This window comes from Oleomonas cavernae (assembly GCF_003590945.1).
Taxonomy (GTDB): Bacteria; Pseudomonadota; Alphaproteobacteria; order Zavarziniales; family Zavarziniaceae; genus Zavarzinia; species Zavarzinia cavernae.
Genome location: NZ_QYUK01000016.1, coordinates 34,622 through 52,885 on the forward strand (window position 1 = coordinate 34,622; position 18,264 = coordinate 52,885).

Annotated in this window: 15 protein-coding genes; 8 read left to right on the top strand and 7 right to left on the bottom strand. The window is 69.0% G+C overall.

The genetic code is table 11. The features are described from left to right. Nucleotides 1-4: 4 nt before the first annotated feature. Nucleotides 5-1,642, top strand: a complete 1,638-nt coding sequence (locus tag D3874_RS25440) for a sensor histidine kinase (RefSeq protein WP_147385867.1) — start codon at nt 5-7, stop codon at nt 1,640-1,642. Here D3874_RS25440 and D3874_RS25445 read toward each other — a convergent pair. From D3874_RS25445 to D3874_RS25460, 4 genes are read right to left on the bottom strand one after another with little or no spacing between them, the layout of a single operon-like run. Further along, nucleotides 1,626-3,074 carry a hypothetical protein gene (locus D3874_RS25445; RefSeq protein WP_147385868.1) on the bottom strand — a complete coding sequence of 483 codons (1,449 nt, stop codon included), beginning with the start codon at nt 3,072-3,074 and terminating at the stop codon, nt 1,626-1,628. The two genes, D3874_RS25440 and D3874_RS25445, sit on opposite strands and share 17 nt — an antisense overlap. Further along, nucleotides 3,071-3,526: a PAS domain-containing protein gene (locus D3874_RS25450; RefSeq protein WP_147385869.1), complete on the bottom strand. Its 456-nt coding sequence runs from the start codon at nt 3,524-3,526 to the stop codon at nt 3,071-3,073. The genes D3874_RS25445 and D3874_RS25450 overlap by 4 nt, the downstream gene beginning before the upstream one ends. Nucleotides 3,527-3,531: 5 nt before the next feature. After that, nucleotides 3,532-4,260 (bottom strand): isochorismatase family protein, encoded by a 729-nt coding sequence (locus D3874_RS25455; protein ID WP_233560365.1) that lies wholly within the window; start codon nt 4,258-4,260, stop codon nt 3,532-3,534. Between the two features lie 5 nt (nt 4,261-4,265). After that, nucleotides 4,266-5,195 carry an alpha/beta hydrolase gene (locus D3874_RS25460; RefSeq protein WP_158596216.1) on the bottom strand — a complete coding sequence of 310 codons (930 nt, stop codon included), beginning with the start codon at nt 5,193-5,195 and terminating at the stop codon, nt 4,266-4,268. A 76-nt stretch (nt 5,196-5,271) separates the two neighbouring features. Here D3874_RS25460 and D3874_RS25465 point away from each other — a divergent pair, with 76 nt between their 5' ends. Continuing rightward, a complete protein-coding gene (locus D3874_RS25465) occupies nt 5,272-6,342 on the top strand; it encodes a DUF2332 domain-containing protein (RefSeq protein WP_158596217.1) in 1,071 nt (356 codons plus the stop codon). On the opposite strand, the gene D3874_RS25470 is transcribed toward D3874_RS25465, so the two are convergent. Both D3874_RS25470 and D3874_RS25475 read right to left on the bottom strand, forming a co-directional pair. Further along, a complete protein-coding gene (locus D3874_RS25470) occupies nt 6,333-6,989 on the bottom strand; it encodes a LysE family translocator (RefSeq protein ID WP_119782541.1) in 657 nt (218 codons plus the stop codon). The genes D3874_RS25465 and D3874_RS25470 overlap by 10 nt on opposite strands. After that, on the bottom strand, nt 6,986-7,444 hold the full coding sequence (locus D3874_RS25475; RefSeq protein ID WP_119782542.1) for an Lrp/AsnC family transcriptional regulator: 459 nt from the start codon (nt 7,442-7,444) through the stop codon (nt 6,986-6,988). The genes D3874_RS25470 and D3874_RS25475 overlap by 4 nt, the downstream gene beginning before the upstream one ends. A gap of 289 nt (nt 7,445-7,733) precedes the next feature. Between D3874_RS25475 and D3874_RS25480 the strand changes: the two genes are divergently transcribed. The 4 genes from D3874_RS25480 to D3874_RS25495 all read left to right on the top strand — a co-directional run bounded on the left by D3874_RS25480 (nt 7,734) and on the right by D3874_RS25495 (nt 13,323). Next, entirely contained in the window at nt 7,734-8,507 is a 774-nt protein-coding gene (locus D3874_RS25480; RefSeq protein ID WP_119782543.1) for a ferredoxin--NADP reductase, read from the top strand. A 107-nt stretch (nt 8,508-8,614) separates the two neighbouring features. After that, nucleotides 8,615-10,123, top strand: coding sequence for an alkaline phosphatase family protein (locus D3874_RS25485; protein ID WP_119782867.1), 1,509 nt, complete (start codon nt 8,615-8,617; stop codon nt 10,121-10,123). Continuing rightward, nucleotides 10,120-11,607 (top strand): redoxin domain-containing protein, encoded by a 1,488-nt coding sequence (locus D3874_RS25490; RefSeq protein ID WP_119782544.1) that lies wholly within the window; start codon nt 10,120-10,122, stop codon nt 11,605-11,607. The genes D3874_RS25485 and D3874_RS25490 overlap by 4 nt, the downstream gene beginning before the upstream one ends. A gap of 261 nt (nt 11,608-11,868) precedes the next feature. Continuing rightward, entirely contained in the window at nt 11,869-13,323 is a 1,455-nt protein-coding gene (locus D3874_RS25495) for a hypothetical protein (protein WP_158596218.1), read from the top strand. A 24-nt stretch (nt 13,324-13,347) separates the two neighbouring features. Here D3874_RS25495 and D3874_RS25500 read toward each other — a convergent pair whose 3' ends face one another. Beyond that, the gene (locus tag D3874_RS25500) at nt 13,348-14,052 is read right to left on the bottom strand and encodes an NnrU family protein (RefSeq protein WP_119782546.1); all 705 of its coding nucleotides are present in this window, start codon (nt 14,050-14,052) and stop codon (nt 13,348-13,350) included. A 126-nt stretch (nt 14,053-14,178) separates the two neighbouring features. Here D3874_RS25500 and D3874_RS25505 point away from each other — a divergent pair, with 126 nt between their 5' ends. Both D3874_RS25505 and mtgA read left to right on the top strand, forming a co-directional pair. Beyond that, nucleotides 14,179-17,220: a coiled-coil domain-containing protein gene (locus D3874_RS25505; protein ID WP_119782547.1), complete on the top strand. Its 3,042-nt coding sequence runs from the start codon at nt 14,179-14,181 to the stop codon at nt 17,218-17,220. 11 nt (nt 17,221-17,231) lie between these two features. Further along, nucleotides 17,232-17,927: a monofunctional biosynthetic peptidoglycan transglycosylase gene (mtgA, locus tag D3874_RS25510; protein ID WP_119782548.1), complete on the top strand. Its 696-nt coding sequence runs from the start codon at nt 17,232-17,234 to the stop codon at nt 17,925-17,927. The last annotated feature ends 337 nt before the right edge of the window (nt 17,928-18,264 follow it).

The following is an 18,264-nucleotide window of genomic DNA, read 5'->3' on the forward strand; positions in this document are numbered from 1 at the left end:
TGGCGTGGCTCGCCGCGGCCAGGCCCTGCTCGACGATCTCGAACAGGCGGGGCGCAAGCCGCGCACCATCCTGCTGTCGCTGGTGATCCTGTTCCTGGCCGCCGGCCTGCTGACTTGGCTGTCGCTGACCTGGGCCAGCTACAATCGGGCCCTGGCCCAAGCGCAAGGAGAGGCCCGCCTGCTGAGCCGGGTCATCGACGAGCATTTCCAGTGGACCATCAAGGGCTCGGACCTCGTGCTGCGCCAGGCCGTGGAAATGGTCACCGACGACGGCCTCGACGCGCTGTTTTCGACTGAAAGCAAGCGCCTGCGCCTGATCGGGATGGCCCGCCTGCTGCCCCAGATCGGCTCGCTGTGGTTCTTCGACGAGAAGGGCCGCGTGGTCTATTCGACCAGCCAGGGCCGCACGCCGCCGGCCGAATTCGCCGATCGCGACTTTTTCGTGGGCCACCAGAACGGCGAGGAATTCTTCATCACCCCGGCCAATCGCAGCCGGCTGACCGACTCGGTCTACTTCAGCGTCAGCCGCCGGTTGGAACGCGGCGGGCGTTTCGCCGGCGTGGTCCTGGCGGCGATCGACATGCGCTATTTCGCCAAGTTCCATGGCGGCCTGCGCGTCCCCTCGACCACCGCGCTGGAACTGTTCCGCACCGACGGCCGCCTGGTGGTGCGCTGGCCGATCAACGACGACATGGTCGGGCGCGATTTCCTCTACACCCCGTTTTTCCACGAATACCTGTCGGGCGGGCGCGAGGAAGGCGCGGTCGAAGCGCCGGCCATCGTCGACGAAACACCCGCGATCATCGCCTATCGCCGCATCGCCGGCTTGCCGCTGGTGACGCTGGCCTCGATCGATCGCAGCGCCGCCTTGCAGGACTGGCGCGAGAACGCCGGCACCGGCCTGATCTTCGTCCTCTTCGCCGCCGCCCTGATCGGCGGCCTGACCGTGTTCGGCCTGCGCGCCATCGGCCGCGAGGAGATGACCAAGAACGAGCTGGCGGGCCGCACCGTGGAACTGGAGGAGGCACTCGCCTCGCGCACCCTGCTGTTCAAGGAAATGCACCACCGCACCAAGAACAACCTGCAGATCGTCTCCAGTCTCTTGTCGCTTCAGGCCGGGCAGTATGGCGATCCGCAATTGCGCCAGGGCTTCACCGATACCGTCAGCCGCATCCGGGCCATGGCGCAATTGCACGAGCAGCTCTACCAGGGCGGCGAATTCGCCATGGTCGATTGCGGCGCCTTCTTGAAGTCGATCGGCGAAAGCCTGACCGGGGAGGGCACCAACCGCGGGCGCATTGCGCTGGAACTCGACCTGACCAGCGTCAGCATGCCGATGGACCGCGCCGTGCCGCTGGCCCTGATCACCAACGAATTGCTGACCAATACCCTCAAGCACGGTTTCCCCGAGGGACGCAGCGGTACCGTGCGCATCTCGCTGGCCCACCAGGCCGGCCTGATCACCCTGACCATCGCCGATGACGGCAAGGGCCTGGACGGCGACCCGGAGCCACCCGAAAAGGCCAAGAGCCTGGGCATGCGCCTGATCCGCGGCCTCGCCACCCAGCTCAAGGGCAAGGTGGAATTCCGCAGCGCCGGGCCCGACAAGGGCACCACGGCAACGGTCACGATTCCCGGCTGACGCTCGCCAGGCGTTCGACTCCCGCACCGGCAGTCAGGGTAACGCCGATGGTGTTGAACAGGAGGGTGGCCTGTGCCGCCTCCTCGACGCCGAAGACCAGCACCGGCTGGTTGCTGGCGCGCAGGCGCTCGACAAATTGCCTGACCGCCAGGGGATCGCGGTCGATCAGCGGCGCCAGCCGCGCATAGTCGAAGGCGACGCCGGCCAGGCCCTCGTGGCGCCCTTCGATGCCGCGGGCATCGAAGCCGTCGAGCACCAGCCATACGCCGCGGCCAAAGCCTGCGAGACGGCGAACGAAGGACAGCAGGCGCTCGCCCCGCAGATCGGCCGGCGAACCGTGAAGCATGGCCTGGAGCCGCGCCTTTATGCCCTGGCCGAGCCCGCGCACCAGGGCGGACATCCGGTCGGCCGTGGCGGCATGCACCAGGGTTTCGTAGCGCAGCGGCACGATCAGCGAGACAAAGTCGCCCCCGCCGAAGCTGCGTTCGACCACGCGGCCCAGCAGGGCGATATCGAGTTCATCCAGGCGCCGCTGATCGAGCGCCCGGCGATGATCGGCCCAGGCCAGCCAGCGGCGCGAGCGACTGTCGAAGCCGGCGATGCCGAAGCGGGCCTGCGCCAGATCGCGGCCCCGCACGGGCTGCATCGCGACGCTCGCGCGATCGATCAGATCGGCAACGATGCTGGCGATCTGATGGCCGGGATCCTGGCTTCGGCGCACGTCGCCGATCAGGCGACGGGTGAGTTCGCCGGGCGGGTTGGGGCGCGGCAGGGCGATGGCGGGCGCCCGCCGATCGACCAGCATGGCGACACCGAAGGCTTCGAGCGCGGACAGAGCGCCGCCTTCGGCGGCCAGGCGCTGACGCACCACCTGGGTAATGCCCTGAATGCGGCCGACGGCATCCTCGGTCGTGGCAGCATCGAGGACCAGCACCGCAAAGGCGGCGTCCTCGACGATCATGAACAACTCGCCGGGTTGCAGTTCCGGCGCCAACGCCGCCGCCGCCGCCGTCCGGGCCCGCGCCAATGTTTCAACCCAGATCGATCCCAGGTCTGCCTCGAGCAGATCATCGGCCATGATCTCGATCAGCCCGATCGCCACCTGGGCGCGGTCGTCGTCCACGCGCTTGAGCAGGGTGCGCTCGAATACATCCGCCGGGGTGTCCAGGCGGACGCCGGGCTGCCGGCCGGCGCCGGCGGGCGACGGCCGCAGGGTCAGCACGCGAAACATCCGGCCCAACTGGTCGACACCGCGGGCAACGGTCATGCTGGCGGGGCGATGACGGCCGTTCGCTTGCAGGATGGCCGCGGCCCCGATCGAGTCCTCGTCCAGCCCCTGCGCGGCGCGAACCTCGACAAACTCGGCGAGCGGGCGGCCGACCGGCGTATCCTCGTCGGTCAGCAGTTCCTGAAAGGCCCGGTTGGTCGTCAAGATCCGATCCTGATCGTCGATGACGATGATCGCATCGCGCAACGTCCCCAGCAGGACGGGCAGCAGGCGATCGGCGGCCAGGGCTGCCTGCCCCGCGGCGCCGGTGCCGCGACATCGACGGCATCGCCTTGATTGCGGATGGTGCAGGTCGCAGGCCTGGGCTGGCCCGGCTCGCCCTCGGCGACATCGAGCGAAACCGCCGCGTCGAAGGTCGCCCCGTCGTGACGGTAGAGCTTGAGCGCGAGATGGTCGGTCCCCTCGCCCCGTTCCAGCGCACGCAGCAGGCGGTCCACCATCTGCTGGTTGCTCCAGGGGCCGAACAGGATGCCCAGGGTCTGGCCGTTCGCCTCCTCGGGCCGCCACCCGGTCATCGCCGCGAAAGCCTCGTCGACATCCAAGATGCGCGAGGCAAATCCCGTCGACAGCGTGACATGGGCGACGGTCGCCGGCATGGCTGTCACAGGCCGCTCAACTGGTTTGCGAGCACGGCCCCGCGTGATGCCATGAAGTACAGGCCCATGTGGTGGGCCGGCCCCTGCGGATGCGCCGCCGTCGGCGGCAGCCCCAGTCCGGCGACGGCGTTGGCCGGCAGATCATAGGTGGCGCAGCCCGGCTCGTAGACGACGATGTCGCGCAGGGGCGGCATCAGGCCGTGGTTGCGGGCCGACAGAAGGGTCAACACGAAATCCATGACGCAGATGTCGGTACAGATGCCGACCACCACCACGGTATCGAGCCGCGCGGCATTCACCCAGTCCACCACCTTGTTGCGGCCGTCGGCCCCGATGCCGCCGACGAAGCCGTTGATGCAATCCTTGCGCATCAAGGTAACCCCTGCCGCACCCTCGAGCCAGGCCAGGGCCGGCACCAGTTCCTCCTGCCCCGTGCCGATCACGCAATGGGGCGGGTAGGGCGGCTCGGGCCGGTCGGCGTCGTGGCTGTCGAGGAAGGCCAGGACCGGCGCACCGCGGTTCAGGAAGGCCCTGGCCAGGCGATCGGTTTCGGCCACCATTTGCGTTACCTGGGCATTGGGCGCGGCCGGGGCGAGCGGGCCGGCGCCCACCGTGGCGAAGCCGTTGACCTCGTCGACGACGACCAGGCCGAACCGCCTGGACGCCAAGGCAACGGAACCCAGCGCGACTGGCAGTTCGCGGGCAAGGGCTGGGGGCAGGAAATCGTCGGCCATGGGCATCACCCGAACATGGTGGCAAAGACACTGTCGAGGAAGCCCCCGACCGTGTCGATCCAGAGTTCCCGGTAGAACACATAGGACTGGCCGTGTGAACCCCAGGCCCCGGCCTCGAGCAGGCGCGGGTCGGCCGGATCCGGGGCCGGCGTCGCCCACAGGCGCGCCGCCGGATCGGCCGCGGCCAGGGCCTCAGCATCAGCGAAGGGCACGATGGGATCGCTCCTGGAATGGATGATCAGGTAGGGTCGCGTGCCCAGTTGCCCGACCACCTCGATCGCCCGGCCATTGCTGTCGCCCAGTCCCCAGAGGTGGCGCGCACCCCACAGCAGGCCGTCGATCACGAAATCGGGGTAACCTGTCTCGGCCTGCAGCCCGCGGCGCATCACCGGCGCGCCCTGGGTGAAGGTTTCCTGGGTGATCACCGCCTCGATCCGCGGATCGGCGACCGCGGCATAGATCGCGGCGTTGCCGCCCATCGAGATGCCGTAGACCGCAACCCGGCGGGTCGGATCGCGCTCCTTGACCCAGTTCACCGCGGCGATCACGTCCTGGGCCTCGTCAGGCCCGAATTGCGGCGGCCGCGGACCGGCGGCCGAATCGCCGTGGTTGCGCAGGTCCGGCGCCAAGACAGCGTAATTGCGCCCGACCAGGTCGCGCATCATGCCCGGCAGGTCGACGAAGGGATCCCCCCTGGTGCCGCTGGCACCGTGCACCAGGATGACGGTGGCCTTGGGCGCCTCCGCCTCGACGTACCAGGCGACCAGGTCGACGCCGTCGCTCGAGCGGAAATTGACCGTCTTGACGGGCAGGTCGCGGGGCGGCGGCAGCACCTCCTTGCGGAACGCGGCCAGCAGGGCCAAAGGCCCCAGGCCGACCCCCAGAACCGGCACGGCGACGATCAGCACCAGGAGAACGACAGCCAGCCGACGCATTCGACACCCATCCAGTCGCGCGGCACGCAGGTCCGCCCTATCATTCATTTACCTTGCCTCACACGGTGACGATAGCATGGCCCCGAGCTACGACCAGTCAGCCAAGATCCACGCCTTCCGCTGGCAGGCCGTTGCCAGCCGGGCCCTCGAATCCCCCTTCTATGCCGACCTTGCCAGCTGTCTGGCCGACGACATCGAGGCCGGCGGGGCCTTGGCCGGCATGGTCGAAGGCTTCAGCCAGGATCCCAAGGAGGCACTGCTGCCCCTGCGCGTTCTGGGGGCCCTGCACCGGGCCGTGCTGGACGATCTGGACCCGCTGCTGGCCGCCCATTGGCCGTCGGGCGGCGGCCCAGGCGACGCGGCCGCGGCTTGTCCCCGGGGCCTGGCAGTACTGGGCGAGCATCCCGATCTGCTGGCCGACTATCTCGACCGGGCGGTGCAGACCAACGAGGTTCAGCGCGCCGCCGTGCTGGCCCCCGCCTTGCTGGCCGCGACGGCGTTGACCGGCCGGCCCCTGGCGCTTTACGAGATCGGCGCCAGCGCCGGCCTGAACCTGGCCTGGGACGCCTATCGCTATGACTGGGGCTGGCGGCGATGGGGCCGCGACGGCGCGCCGGTTGCCCTGGCGGCGGAATGGACCGGCCGGCAGCCGGCCCTGCCCGATGGTGTCGAGATCATTGCCCGGGCGGGCTGCGACCCGCACCCGATCGACCTGGCCGACCGCGCCGCGCGGCAACGGCTGCTATCCTATGTCTGGCCGGATCAGGCGGCCCGGATCGCCCGGCTGCGCCAGGCGATCGACGCGGCGCTGGCAAGCCCGGCGCCGTCCCTGACCGCCGCGCGCGCCATCGACTGGCTGCCCCGGCAACTCGCCGCCCGGCCGAAGGGGGTGACCGCGATCGTCTATCATTCCTATGTCTGGCCCTATATCGCCGCCGCCGAGCAGGAAGCCCTGACCCGCCTGATCGCGGCCCAGGGGGCGATGGCCGATGCCGTCTCGCCGCTGGGCTGGCTACGCATGGAACTGGCCCCTGACGGCGCCGCCTGCGACCTGCGCCTGACCTTGTGGCCGGGCGGCGAGGAACGGATGCTGGGGCGCTGTCACGCCCACGGCAACTGGCTCATCTGGAGCGGTGATCAGCCATAGGCGGCACGAACCAGCGCCACCATGCCGAACCCCACCAGCACCACGCCCGAGAGCCGATCGACCGTCGCCAGCACCCGCCCCTTCAACCAACGGCGCGCGCCGCCGGCGGCGGCAACGATCACGAGCTGCCAGGTGGCGGAGCCCAGGCCCAAGCCCAGGGTCGTCGCCGTCGCCGCCCCGACACTGCCTGCGGCCGCCAGGCCAATGCCGGCGAAGGCGGCGGCGTAGGACAGGATGGTGAGCGGGTTGGTCAAGGTGAGCGCGACCGACGAGACGAAGGCCGGGGCCACGCCACCTATCTCGCGTCCGTCGCCGGCCGGCACCGGGGGCACCCCGGCATCGCCACCACGCCGGCCGGCCGAGACGAAGCCCCTGATCCCCAGCCACAGCAGGATGGCGCCGCCGATCAAGCCCAGAAGGCGCGCCTCACCCTCCAGAAAGGTGGTGACGGCGGACAGGCCGAAGGCGGCACAGCCGCCATAGAGCGCATCGGCGACGGCGGCGCCCAGGCCGGTAGCGACGCCGACGGGCAGGCCGCCGGTGATGGTCCGGCGCAGGATCAGCGCGGTGATCGGCCCAACCGGCATGGCGATCACGAAGCCCAGGATGTAGGCCTTGGCGAACAAGGCGAGGTATTGCGCCGTCATGGCACCGCGCCGACCGGCAGCGCGGTCGTCTCCTTGGGCGTCGACAGGGCCAGCATGGTCTCGGTCCGGGCGACGACGCCGGTCGCCTTCAGGCGCTTGAGCAGCGCTTCCAGCCCGGCAACATCGGCGAGGCGCACCTTCAGCAGGTAGTTCGCCGCGCCGGTCACATGGTGGCATTCCTGCACCGAGGGATCGGCCTGGATGGCGGCGACGAAAACCGCCTCGTCGGCGCCATGCACCAGGGTCACGGTGACGAAGCCGGTGATCCCCAGGCCCAGCGCCGCCGGATCGGCCAGCGCGACCACGGCGCGGATGGCGCCCTTGGCCATCAGCTTGCGCACCCGCTCGTTCGCGGCCGAGGGCGACAGGCCGACCGCCTGCCCCAACTCGGCAACGCCCAGGCGGCCATCCTCCTGCAGCCGTGCAATCAGCGCATGATCAATTGCGTCGAGCATTTATCCACCACGAATACGGACAATCCGCAACCTTCCCGAAAGGACGCGCAAAATCAATAAAAATTGTTGATCGTATATTTTATGGCAGGATTTTTTTCTGTGAAACTGGACATCGCCGGGATGAATCACGGCCCTCCGGGCACCACGCCGCGATGATTATGTTGTCGCACGCGGCGCCCCCGGGCCGCGCCGAGGTTGCGGTGCGGCGCGGATCTGGCTATGCCATGTCACCCTTTGCGGCGGCGGGCGGGCTGATGCCTAGATGCCGTGCGACCGAGAGCCGAGCATCATGAGCAATCTCAATCAGGAACGGGTCCTCAGCGTCCACCATTGGACGGACCGGCTGTTCAGCTTCACCACCACCCGCGACCCCTCGCTGCGCTTCCTGAACGGGCAGTTCACCATGATCGGCCTCGAGGTGAACGGCCGCCCGCTGCTGCGGGCCTACAGCCTGGTCAGCGCCAACTACGAGGAGCACCTCGAATTCCTGTCGATCAAGGTGCAGGAGGGGCCGCTGACCTCGAGGCTGCAGCACGTCAAGGTGGGCGATACGATCCTGGTCGGGCGCAAGCCCACGGGGACGCTGATCGCCGACAACCTGCTGCCGGGCAAGAACCTCTACCTGCTCTCGACCGGCACCGGCCTCGCCCCCTTCATGTCGATCATCAAGGACCCCGAGGTCTACGAGAAGTTCGACAAGCTGATCCTGGTGCACGGCGTGCGCGAAGTCGCCGAACTGGCCTATGAGGAACTGATCCAGCACGAGCTGCCGCAGAACGAATTCTTCGGCGATTTCGTGAAGGAAAAGCTGATCTACTACCCGACGGTCACGCGCGAGCCGTTCCGCAACCAGGGCCGCCTGACCGACCTGATCACCTCGGGCAAGCTGTTCGACGATATCGGCCTGCCCCCGCTCGACCTCGACGACGACCGCCTGATGCTGTGCGGCAGCCCGCAGATGCTGGGCGACATGGTCAAGATTTTCCACGAGCGCGGCTTCACCGAAGCCAGCCATTCCAAGGCCGGCCACTACGCCATCGAAAAGGCCTTCGTCGAGAAGTAGGGCGCATGCCGGCCTGCCGGGCACATCATAGCGGTTGACGAGCACAGTCCCGCCATCGCCAACTCCTGGCGACCTGTACCCCACGACCGTTGCAGACCGGCGCCTCCATGACCCTGCCCCACCGCCCCAATGTCCTGCTGATCACGGCCGACCAGTGGCGGGGTGAATGCCTCGGCGTCTTGGGGCATATGGTGCGGACGCCCAACCTCGATGCCCTGGCCGCCGACGGCGCGCTGTTTGCCCGGCACTATGCCAACGCCGCGCCCTGCGGGCCCAGCCGGGCCTGCCTGCTGACCGGCATGTACCTGATGAACCATCGCTCGGGCACCAACGGCACGCCGCTCGACGCGCGTTTCACCAATATCGCGCTCGAAGCGCGCAAGCTGGGCTATGCCCCGGGCCTGTTCGGTTACACCGATACCTCGGCCGATCCGCGCGAGCTCGCCCTGACGGACCCGGCGCTGGAAACCTATGAAGGGATCATGCGGGGCTTCGATCCCGTCTGCCACCTGCCGGGTCACGAGGGCAACTGGCTGAAATGGTTGCGCTCGATCGGCTACGACGTGCCGCCGGACCTGGGGATCTATTTCCCCGTCGACGGCTATCCGGGTGCCGAGGGCAAGGGCCCCAGCTACCCGCCGCCGGTCTACCCGGCCGAGCATTCCGACACCGCCTTCCTGACCAACGAACTCCTCACCCACCTGGACGAGCAGGGCGACAGGCCGTGGTTCGCGCACCTATCGTGGCTGCGCCCGCACCCGCCATGGGTGGCGCCCGAGCCCTACAACACGCTTTACGATGCCGACGCGGTCCCCGGCTTCATCCGCCGCGACAGCCGCGAGGAGGAGGGCCGGCAACATCCCTGGCTGGCCTTCCAGGCCGGCCGCGCCGGCTATCGCGCACCGGGATCGGAACTGGTCATGCGCCAGTTCAAGGCGACCTACTACGGCCTGATGACCGAGGTCGACCATCACCTGGGCCGCATCGTCGCGTGGCTGAAGGCCAGCGGCCAGTGGGAACGCACCCTGATCGTCTTCACCAGCGATCACGGCGAGCAGATGGGCGATCACTGGCTGCTGGGCAAGTCGGGTTATTTCGACCAGAGCTTCCACATTCCGCTGATCATCCGCGACCCCCGCGCCGAGGCCGCGCGCGGCATGATCGTCAGGCATTACACCGAGGCGGTGGACGTGATGCCGACCATCCTGGCGTGGCTGGGCCTCGACAGCCCCATGCAGTGCGACGGCGCCAGCCTGATGCCCTTCCTGGCGGGCCGTCCGCCCGCGGGATGGCGCGACGCGGTCCACTGGGAATACGACTTCCGCGATATCCGCGGCGCCGCGCCCGAGACCGAACTGGGCCTGACGGTCGAGACCTCGAACCTCGCCGTGCTGGCGGACGAGCATTTCAAGTATGTCCACTTCGCCGGCTTGCCGCCGCTGCTGTTCGACCGGGCGGCGGATCCCCACGAGTTCCACGACATTTCAGCCGAGCCGGCGCTGGCGCCGGTCGCCGCCCGCTATGCCCGCAAGATGCTGTCCTGGCGCATGGCCCTGATGGACCGGACCCTGAGCCATTGGCACCTGGGCGACGGCGGCCCCGTCTTCCGGCGATGACGCGCCAGCCAGCCCCCGCGCCCTTCGGCGTCACCCGGGCGCCTGCCCTGGAGGCACCGGGCGGGGTATGGCTGAACACGCCGGGGCCGCTGCGGCTGGCCGATCTGCGCGGGCGCCTGGTCATTCTCGATTTCTGGACCCAGTGCTGCATCAACTGCCTGCACGTGCAGCCCAGCCTGGCCGCGGTCGAGGCGCGTTTCCCCGGCGAGGTCGCGGTGATCGGCATCCACAGCCCCAAGTTCCCGGCCGAGCGCGACCCGGCCACTGTCGCCGCCGCCATCGCCCGGCTGGGCATCCGCCACCCGGTGTTGCATGACCCCGGCATGCACCTGTGGCGCCAATATGCGGTGCGGGCCTGGCCGACCCTGGTCTTCATCGGCCCCGAGGGCCGGGTGATCGCCACCCAATCGGGCGAACCCGACCCGGCCAGGCTGCTGGCCGCGGTGGCTGAGATCGTCAATGCGGCACGCACCGGCGGGACCCTGGTGCCCGCGGCCTTGCCCCTCGCGCCGGCGCCAACACCCGGCGGCCGCTTCGCCTTCCCAGCCAAGATCAAGCCCCTGCCCCTGCCCCTGGGCCGGGCGCGCCATGTCCTCGCCGACACCGGGCATCACCAGATCGTGCTGCTGGACGAGGCCGGGGGCGAGGTCGCGCGCATCGGTTCGGGCGAGGCCGGCCCGGGCGACGGGCCCTGGGGCGGCGCGCGGTTCCATTCGCCGCAAGGGGTGATCGCCGATGCCGGCGCCATCTGGGTCGCCGATACCGGCAACCACCTGATCCGGCGCATCGACCTTGGCGGTTTCACCGTCACCACGGTGGCGGGTGTGGGCCGGCGCGGGCCGATCGCGAACGATCCCCTGCCCGGCCCGATCGCTGTCCTGGCCTCGCCCCTCGACCTGGAGATCGACGGCCGCCGCCTCTACATCGCCAATGCCGGCACCCACCAGATCCTGGCCTATGACCTCGCCGCCGGCATGGTGGCGCCTTGGGCCGGCAATGGCGCGGAAGGCCTGGTCGACGGCGCCGGCTTCAACGCGGTGCTGGCCCAGCCCAGCGCCCTCGCCTTCAGCCCCGATCGCCGCCGCCTTGCCTTCCTGGACGCCGAAACCTCGGCCGTGCGCCTGGCCGACCCGGCGACCGGTGCGGTGACGACCCTGGCGGGCCAGGGCCTGTTCGATTTCGGCGCCCTTGACGGCGGCTTCGCCGAGGCCCTGCTGCAACATCCGCTGGCCCTGGCCTGGGAAGACGACCGCCACCTGCTGGTCGCCGACAGCTACAACGGCACCCTGCGCCGCCTGGACCGGGAAACAGCGCAGGTATCGACCCTGGCGCTGGAGTGCACCGATCCCGTGTGCCTGCCCTCGGGCCAGGCGGCGGGCCTGTGCCCCAAGGGTGACGGCCGCTTCATCCTGGCCGACACTAACAACCACGCGCTGATGCTGGTGGACCTCGCGTCGGGAACCACCGCGACCTGGGCGAGCTAGGCCGCGGGGGCGCCGCTGTGTGCCGACCCGGCCGTGGCGCAAAATGCGGGATCGTGGTAGCCTGAACTGAAGGACGCGACCCGATCGGGGCGAAGCCGTGCGGGACCGGCTTTGGTCGTTGCGTTGCTCACCGTGCCAACATCTTTCGGCTGACGACACCTCTTGGTCTGGACGAGAAGCCAGCACCCAACGATGCCGCGTGGCCTGGGCTCGCCCGGCGGGGCGATCGGAGAGGGACATGCCACTGCCTGAATATGGAAAATGGCGCCTGAAACACCCGCTGTTCGGCGACAATCCCCCTTCCCGATCCTCGAAGTGGACCTGCGCAACAAGAGCGGCGCGGCGGCGCTGAACACCCAGTCGTTCCCCCTGCTGCAAGTACTGGTCCGCCCCGGCGACAGCGTGTTCCTGGCCCGATACAAGGTCGGCGCGCACCACGGCATGTTGGAGGCGACCTATCAAAGCGATCAAAGCCTGAAGGTCGAGTTCAGCGGCGGGACCGTCGAGACAACCTGCGACGGTCAATTGATCTCGGTACGAGGCTTGCTCGAAGGCGTGCCGAGCGCGCCGGTCAATGCCCAGGACGTCGCCGCCGGGTGCCAGATCCATTGCGCCGGAGACATTGCCCGCTGGTTCGACGGCCTGGTCATGGAAAACGAACATGAGCTGACGTCGCTGTGCAACAATTTCGCCCGGCGCAATCCCGACTCCTGGGTTGCCGTGGGCATGGTCAATACGGCGAGAGATCTCTATTCAGTGGTCGCGCACCAGGGACAGGCATTCGTCGACACGCTGCGGCTGGGCGAGGGCTGCTACGAGGGCGGCTGGGGAATCGGGAAAGACGCTTTGCGGGCACTGAATTTCCTGCCGGCGTTCAAAAATGTTCGGCCCCTGGCCAACAGAATCTCGGCCCTGCGCGGAACCAACAGGGTGGCGCCGGCGGTGGAAACCGCGGCTGCCGAGGCCGGCCTGGTTCGGCCGACGGCGGAAATCGGCAGGCGCCCCTTTGCGCCCGTGCCCGCTCCGATGCCGATGCCGCGTCCGCCGGCACCCGTGGCTCCGCGGGTCGCGCCGAGCCTCCCCGGGCCGTTGGCGAAAGATCCGGGCGGCGGCGTCTGCTGGGCCGTCGCCACCGTGAACGCGATGCAGGTATTGCGCGGCAAATTCTGGATGCCCGTGGGCAAGTTGTTCGAACGGCTGCACGGCGACAATTTCTGGGCCATGAAGGCGCTCAATCCCGAACTGCTCGGCACCTGGCTGCACGAAGTGAAGACCTTCCTCCAGTCATTCGGCGTTTTCATGTGCGAGTTGAACGGCGTAAGGCGCCTGGCCACGAAGGGGCACGAGGTCTTCGACCTGATGAAGCACACGCCGGCGGGCACCGTGGTTGTGTTTTCGGTGCAGTGGGTCATGAAGACCGGCGGAAAGACCAAATCGGCGGCCCATGCGCTGGTGGCATGGAAAGACCCGGCCGGAACGGTGTACCTCATCGATCGCGAATCGGAGGCCACCGGCAAGATCTTTCGATCTTTCGCCGAACTCGACACGCTGGGCTACACGGGCATCACGGATTGCGTGATCCAGGAGGCCTATTGCCTCGAAAATTGCACCGGCGGCTTCGTCCAGCAGGGCGCCAAGCTTCTGTTCGCGATCGGATTCACGACCACGCTGGGGGTTCAGGCGCTGGAGGCGCAGAAACCGGCCCAGCAACGCTGAACCTGCAGGCGCCGGCAATCCCGTTCAGCCGAACACCAGGGCGGGAACGCCGAAGACCTTGCCATGGGCATGCAGCAGGCCGGCCCACAGCAGCACGCCCACGGCGATGCGCCACCAGCCGATCTCGCGCAGGCTGAAATTGTTGCGGCCATCGAGGATGGCGCCGAAAGGCACGTTCGAGGTGACGGCGGCGAAGCTGATCCAGCCCGCCCCCTTGGCCTCGGCCTTGCGCCGGTCGATCTGGGCGGGCCCCGTCAGCGCCAGGACCAGCATGCCGAGGAACAGCACGAGCGAGACCACATCGCCGTTGTTCAGCACATGCACCGTTGCCCACAGCACCACCGCCCACAGGAAGGGGTGACGGGTCACACGCAGGATACCGACCGCCGCCGCGGCGCCGGCATCGGCCGCCCCCTCCTGGCCGATCACCGTGGGACTCTTCATGGTGAAGGCACAGACGAACAGGATGAAGGCAGGCAGCATCAGGACGACGGCCAGCCAGCGAGTCACCATCATCGGCCCCCAGAAAGCGACATTGTCCGCGCCGTAGGGGTCGAAGAACCAGATGATGCCGGCCAGGCCGATAGCCGAAAGCAGGGAGAACAGGCCCCGGTAGGGGCCCTCGCCGATGGCGCCGATCAGGCGGCCGCGCAGGCCCGTCCCCGCCAGGCCCAGATGGATGCCGACAAAGAAAATCACCGACACCACCAAGCCAACCGTCCCGTTCATGCCGATTCTCCCGATCAGTTTCGCCGATGATAGCACTCCCGGGGCCACCCCTGCCCTACTCAGGGCCAAGTCCTGGCGATACAGTCGGGGCAGAGGCAAACGGCCTGATTCGCTTAAGAGAGACCGATGTCGAACGCACGCGAAAGCAATCTGCCCGTCCCGACCGAGACGCCCCCGTCGCCAAGCCGGCCCTCGCCGGTGCCCGACGGCTCGTTGGCCGGCCTGATCGGCTGGGCCTTTGTCGTGGCACTCTCGGTCGGCTGGCTGGCGGCTGCGGGCTTCTACCTGTCGCGGCTGGTCGGCTGGAGCGCCCTGGGCACTCTGGCACCGCACGAACTGGCCGCCGTGCTGACCGGCGTGCTGGGCCCGGTGGCCATGCTGTGGCTGGTCGCCCTGGTGATCGACCAGCGCGCCGCGGTGATGCGGGCCCTGGGCGCCCGCCCCGGCCCCACCGCCAAGGCCTTCGATCTGGCCGGGGCGGCGGCGAGTGCTGCCCTGCACCCGGAAACCAGTGCCCGCCTGAAGGCCGAGGTCGATGCGATCCGCCTGGCCAGCCTGGAAACCCGCGAGGCCACCCGCGACCTGGTCTCGCTGCTGACGGCGCGGATCGAGGATCTGCGCAAGGCGACCCAGGACGCGCGCGAGACCCGCAGCACCATCGGCGGCGCCCTCGATGCCCTGTCCAGCGCCACCCGTTCGACCTCGGACACCTTGTCGGGCGCGCTGGCGGCCATCGAACAGCAACTGGACCAGCGGCTGGTACGCGTCGCCGATGCGGCCCGCTCGGCCGCCGCGACCACCGCCGCCGCCTCGGCCGACCTGCAGCGCCAGGCCGAGTCGATGCTGGTCGCCGGCGACCGCGCGGCCGAGACCTCGGATGCCGCCACCGCCCGCCTGCGCCAGACGGCGACCGATCTCGACCTCGCCTCCACCCGGGTCGCGAGCGCCGCCGAGGAGGCCTTTGCCACCCAGGACCGGCGCATCGAGGCGATCGAGCAGGCCTTGCAGCGCGTCGGCGAAATCAACCAGACCCTGGACCAGAGCATCGATGCCACCCGCGGCGGCATGATCAGCCTGGAAGACGCCGCCGGCGGCATCGCCCGGCGCCTGGGCAGCGCCACCGACCAGCTTGCGACCGAGGGCCTGCGCCTCAAGGATCTGGCCGAGGCCAGCCAGGCCGCCATCACCATGGCGGCCGGCTCGACCGCCCGGGCCGGCCAGGCGGTGGGCGAGGCCAGCGATACCGCGCTGAGCAAATTGCAGCAGACCGAGCGCAACCTGCGCGCCCTGATCACCTCAATGCAGAGCGAGGTCGGCCGTGCCGTCAGTGATTTCGCCACCCTGGGCGAGACCTTGAGGCGCAGCGCCAGCGAACATGCGGAAATCACCAATGCCGCGACCCAGAAGGCGCAGACGGCCCGCGACCAGTTGCGCCGCGTCGCCGAGGAAATCGTCGCCGCCGGCAACGAAGCCTCGTCGCGCAGCCATGCCGCCGGCGACGCCCTGCGGACCAGCGCCACCGCCCTGTCGACCAATGCCGAAAACGCCCTGGCCAAGCTAGGCGACGTCGGCAAGGGCTTCGACGCCCTGGCCGCGCGCCTGCGCACGGCGGTCGACGACGCCCAGGCCCGTGGCGGCGAGGCCGGGCGCGTCGCCGCCGAGACGGCGCGCGAACTGGCCCGTGCCGGCGAGAAGCTGAAGGACGAATTGAAGGGCATGGAGAGTGCCATCGACGAGCACGCCCGCACCCTCGAGACGGCCGCCGCCCGGGCCGCCAGCACCGTCGAGGAAGCCGGCCGCCGCTTCGATGGCCAGGCCGGCGATCTCGACGAGCAGTCCGCCCGCTCCGTCGCCACCATCGACGGTGCCGTCAAGGCCCTGCAGCGCCAGGGCACCGACGTCATCGCCGCCGCCGACAACGCCGTGCAACGCCTGGCGACCGTGGTCACGGGCTTTCGCCAGCGCGCCGACGCCCTGGGCGAAAGCGCCACCACCGCCGAGCGGCGCCTGAACGAATCCGCCGCCTCGCTGGACGGCCGGGCGCGCGAACTGGCGGTCACGGCCGATGCCGCCGGGGTCCGGGTGGAGCAGGCCGCCGACGTGATCGAACGCCGCGGCCGCGACCTGGAGAGCGCCGCCGAGCGCGCCAGCGCCCGCATCGACGCCGCGGTGGGCGGCATGCAGCGCCAGGGTGAAGTGATCACCGGCATTGCCGAGCGGGCGACCCTGGAAGCCAGCCGTGCCGGCCAGAACCTGGACAACATCAGCATGGCCGTCGACGAGCGCATCACAAGGGCGCGCGAGAGCGTCGCCGATGCCGAACGCCGGCTGGGCACCTTCGCCAGCCGCCTGGATGCCGCAGCGCAAGGGGCCGTCGGCAACCTGAACCTGCTGATCGAGACCCTGGAACGCGACGATTCCACCCTGGCGGCCCAGGCCGGCGAAAGCACCGCCAAGCTGCGCGAGATGGCCGCCGCCATCGCCGCCGAGCGCCAGGCGATGGTCGACTCCTCGGCCAAGAGCCGCGAGGAGCTGGAAACCGCCATCGTCATGGCGACCAAGCGCGGCAGCGAACTCAAGGCCCTGTCGGACGAGACCGCCGGGTCGCTGGGCCAGATCGCGCGCAACCTGTCGGCCGAAACCCAGATTCTGTCAGGCCGGGCCGACGAGGCCCGGCGCCTGATGGGCGACCTGGTCCAGGCCATGGCGCGCGAGGTCGAAACCCTGGGCGTCACCGCCGGCGAAATCGAGAGCCGCCGCCAGGGCCTGGAGGACACCGATCGGCGCCAGCGCCGCAGCGCCGCGGTGAAGGCCTCGGCCGCCGTGGTCGAAGGCCTGAACGGGTTGTCGGTCGACCTCGCCCGCACGCTCGAGGAAGACGTGCCCGACGATATGTGGCGGCGCTATCTGGGCGGCGAGAAGGGTGTCTTCACCCGCCGCCTGCTGGGCGGCAACCGCAACCGCGAAGGCCATAACGAGATCGCCGTCAAGTACCGCGACGACGGCGAATTCCGCACCTATGTCGACCGCTACATGCGCCAGTTCGACGAGTTGATGCGCCTGTCGACCGAGGTCGACGACGAGGATGTCCTGTCCGCCGCCCTGCGGTCGTCGGATATCGGCAAGCTGCATCGGTTGCTGGTCGCGGCCCTTGGGCGTGACCGCTGAGCCGATCCGGCATGGACCCCGGACGGGCAAGGCGCCGGCGCATCTGGCGGCGTTTCACCGCATCGCTTCTGATCGCCATCGCCATCGTGCCGGTTTCACTGGTTCTGCTTTACCGGGTGCTGCCGCCGCCGGCCACCCCGCTGATGATCCTGCGCCTGGTCGAGGGCCATGGCTGGTCCCGCGATTGGGTGGGCTGGGACAGCATCGACCCCGCCATCATGCGCGCGGTGATCGCGGCCGAGGATGCCAAATTCTGCCAGCATCACGGCTTCGACTGGGCGGCGATCGACGACGCCATCGAGGCGAACGAGGATGGCCGGCGCGTTCGCGGCGGCTCGACCATCAGCCAGCAGACGGCCAAGAACGTCTTCCTGTGGCCTGGACGATCATGGCTGCGCAAGGGCCTGGAAGCCTATCTGACCGTGTTGATCGAGGCTTTGTGGAGCAAGCGGCGGATCCTCGAGGTCTATCTCAACTCGGTCGAATTCGGCCCCGGCGTCTACGGCGTCGAGGCCGCGGCCCGCTTCCATTTCAACAAGAGCGCCGCCGATCTGACCACGCACGAGGCGGCCCTGCTGGCGGCGGTGCTGCCCAACCCCATCCGCTTTTCGGCGTCCCGGCCGTCGGGCTACATCAACCGTTACGCCTCGCGCATCCAGGGCCGCATGGGCGGCATCGGCAAGGCCGACATGCCGCCCTGCCAATAGACCAGCCCACCCTCGTGCATCATACAGCGCACTGTAACCCGTAAGTGTCGTCATGACCGGGCCTGTCCTACGGCTGTCCGGTTAAGGAAAAGGGGCGTGGAAGGCCACTTCCTTCGGGTGGTTTTCCTTCCACCCTCACCACTCTCAATCGTCATGGCCGGGCGAAGTCCCGGCCATCCACGTCGTCAAGCTGCCTCCTTCTTCAACGAAGGTGGCTCGTCCCGACGTGGATAACCGGGACAAGCCCGGTCATGACGATTGAGAGTGGTGTCAGAACATTCAAAAACAACCCGATTTCCTTAACCGGACAGCCATGGGCTTGTCCCGGCCATGACGA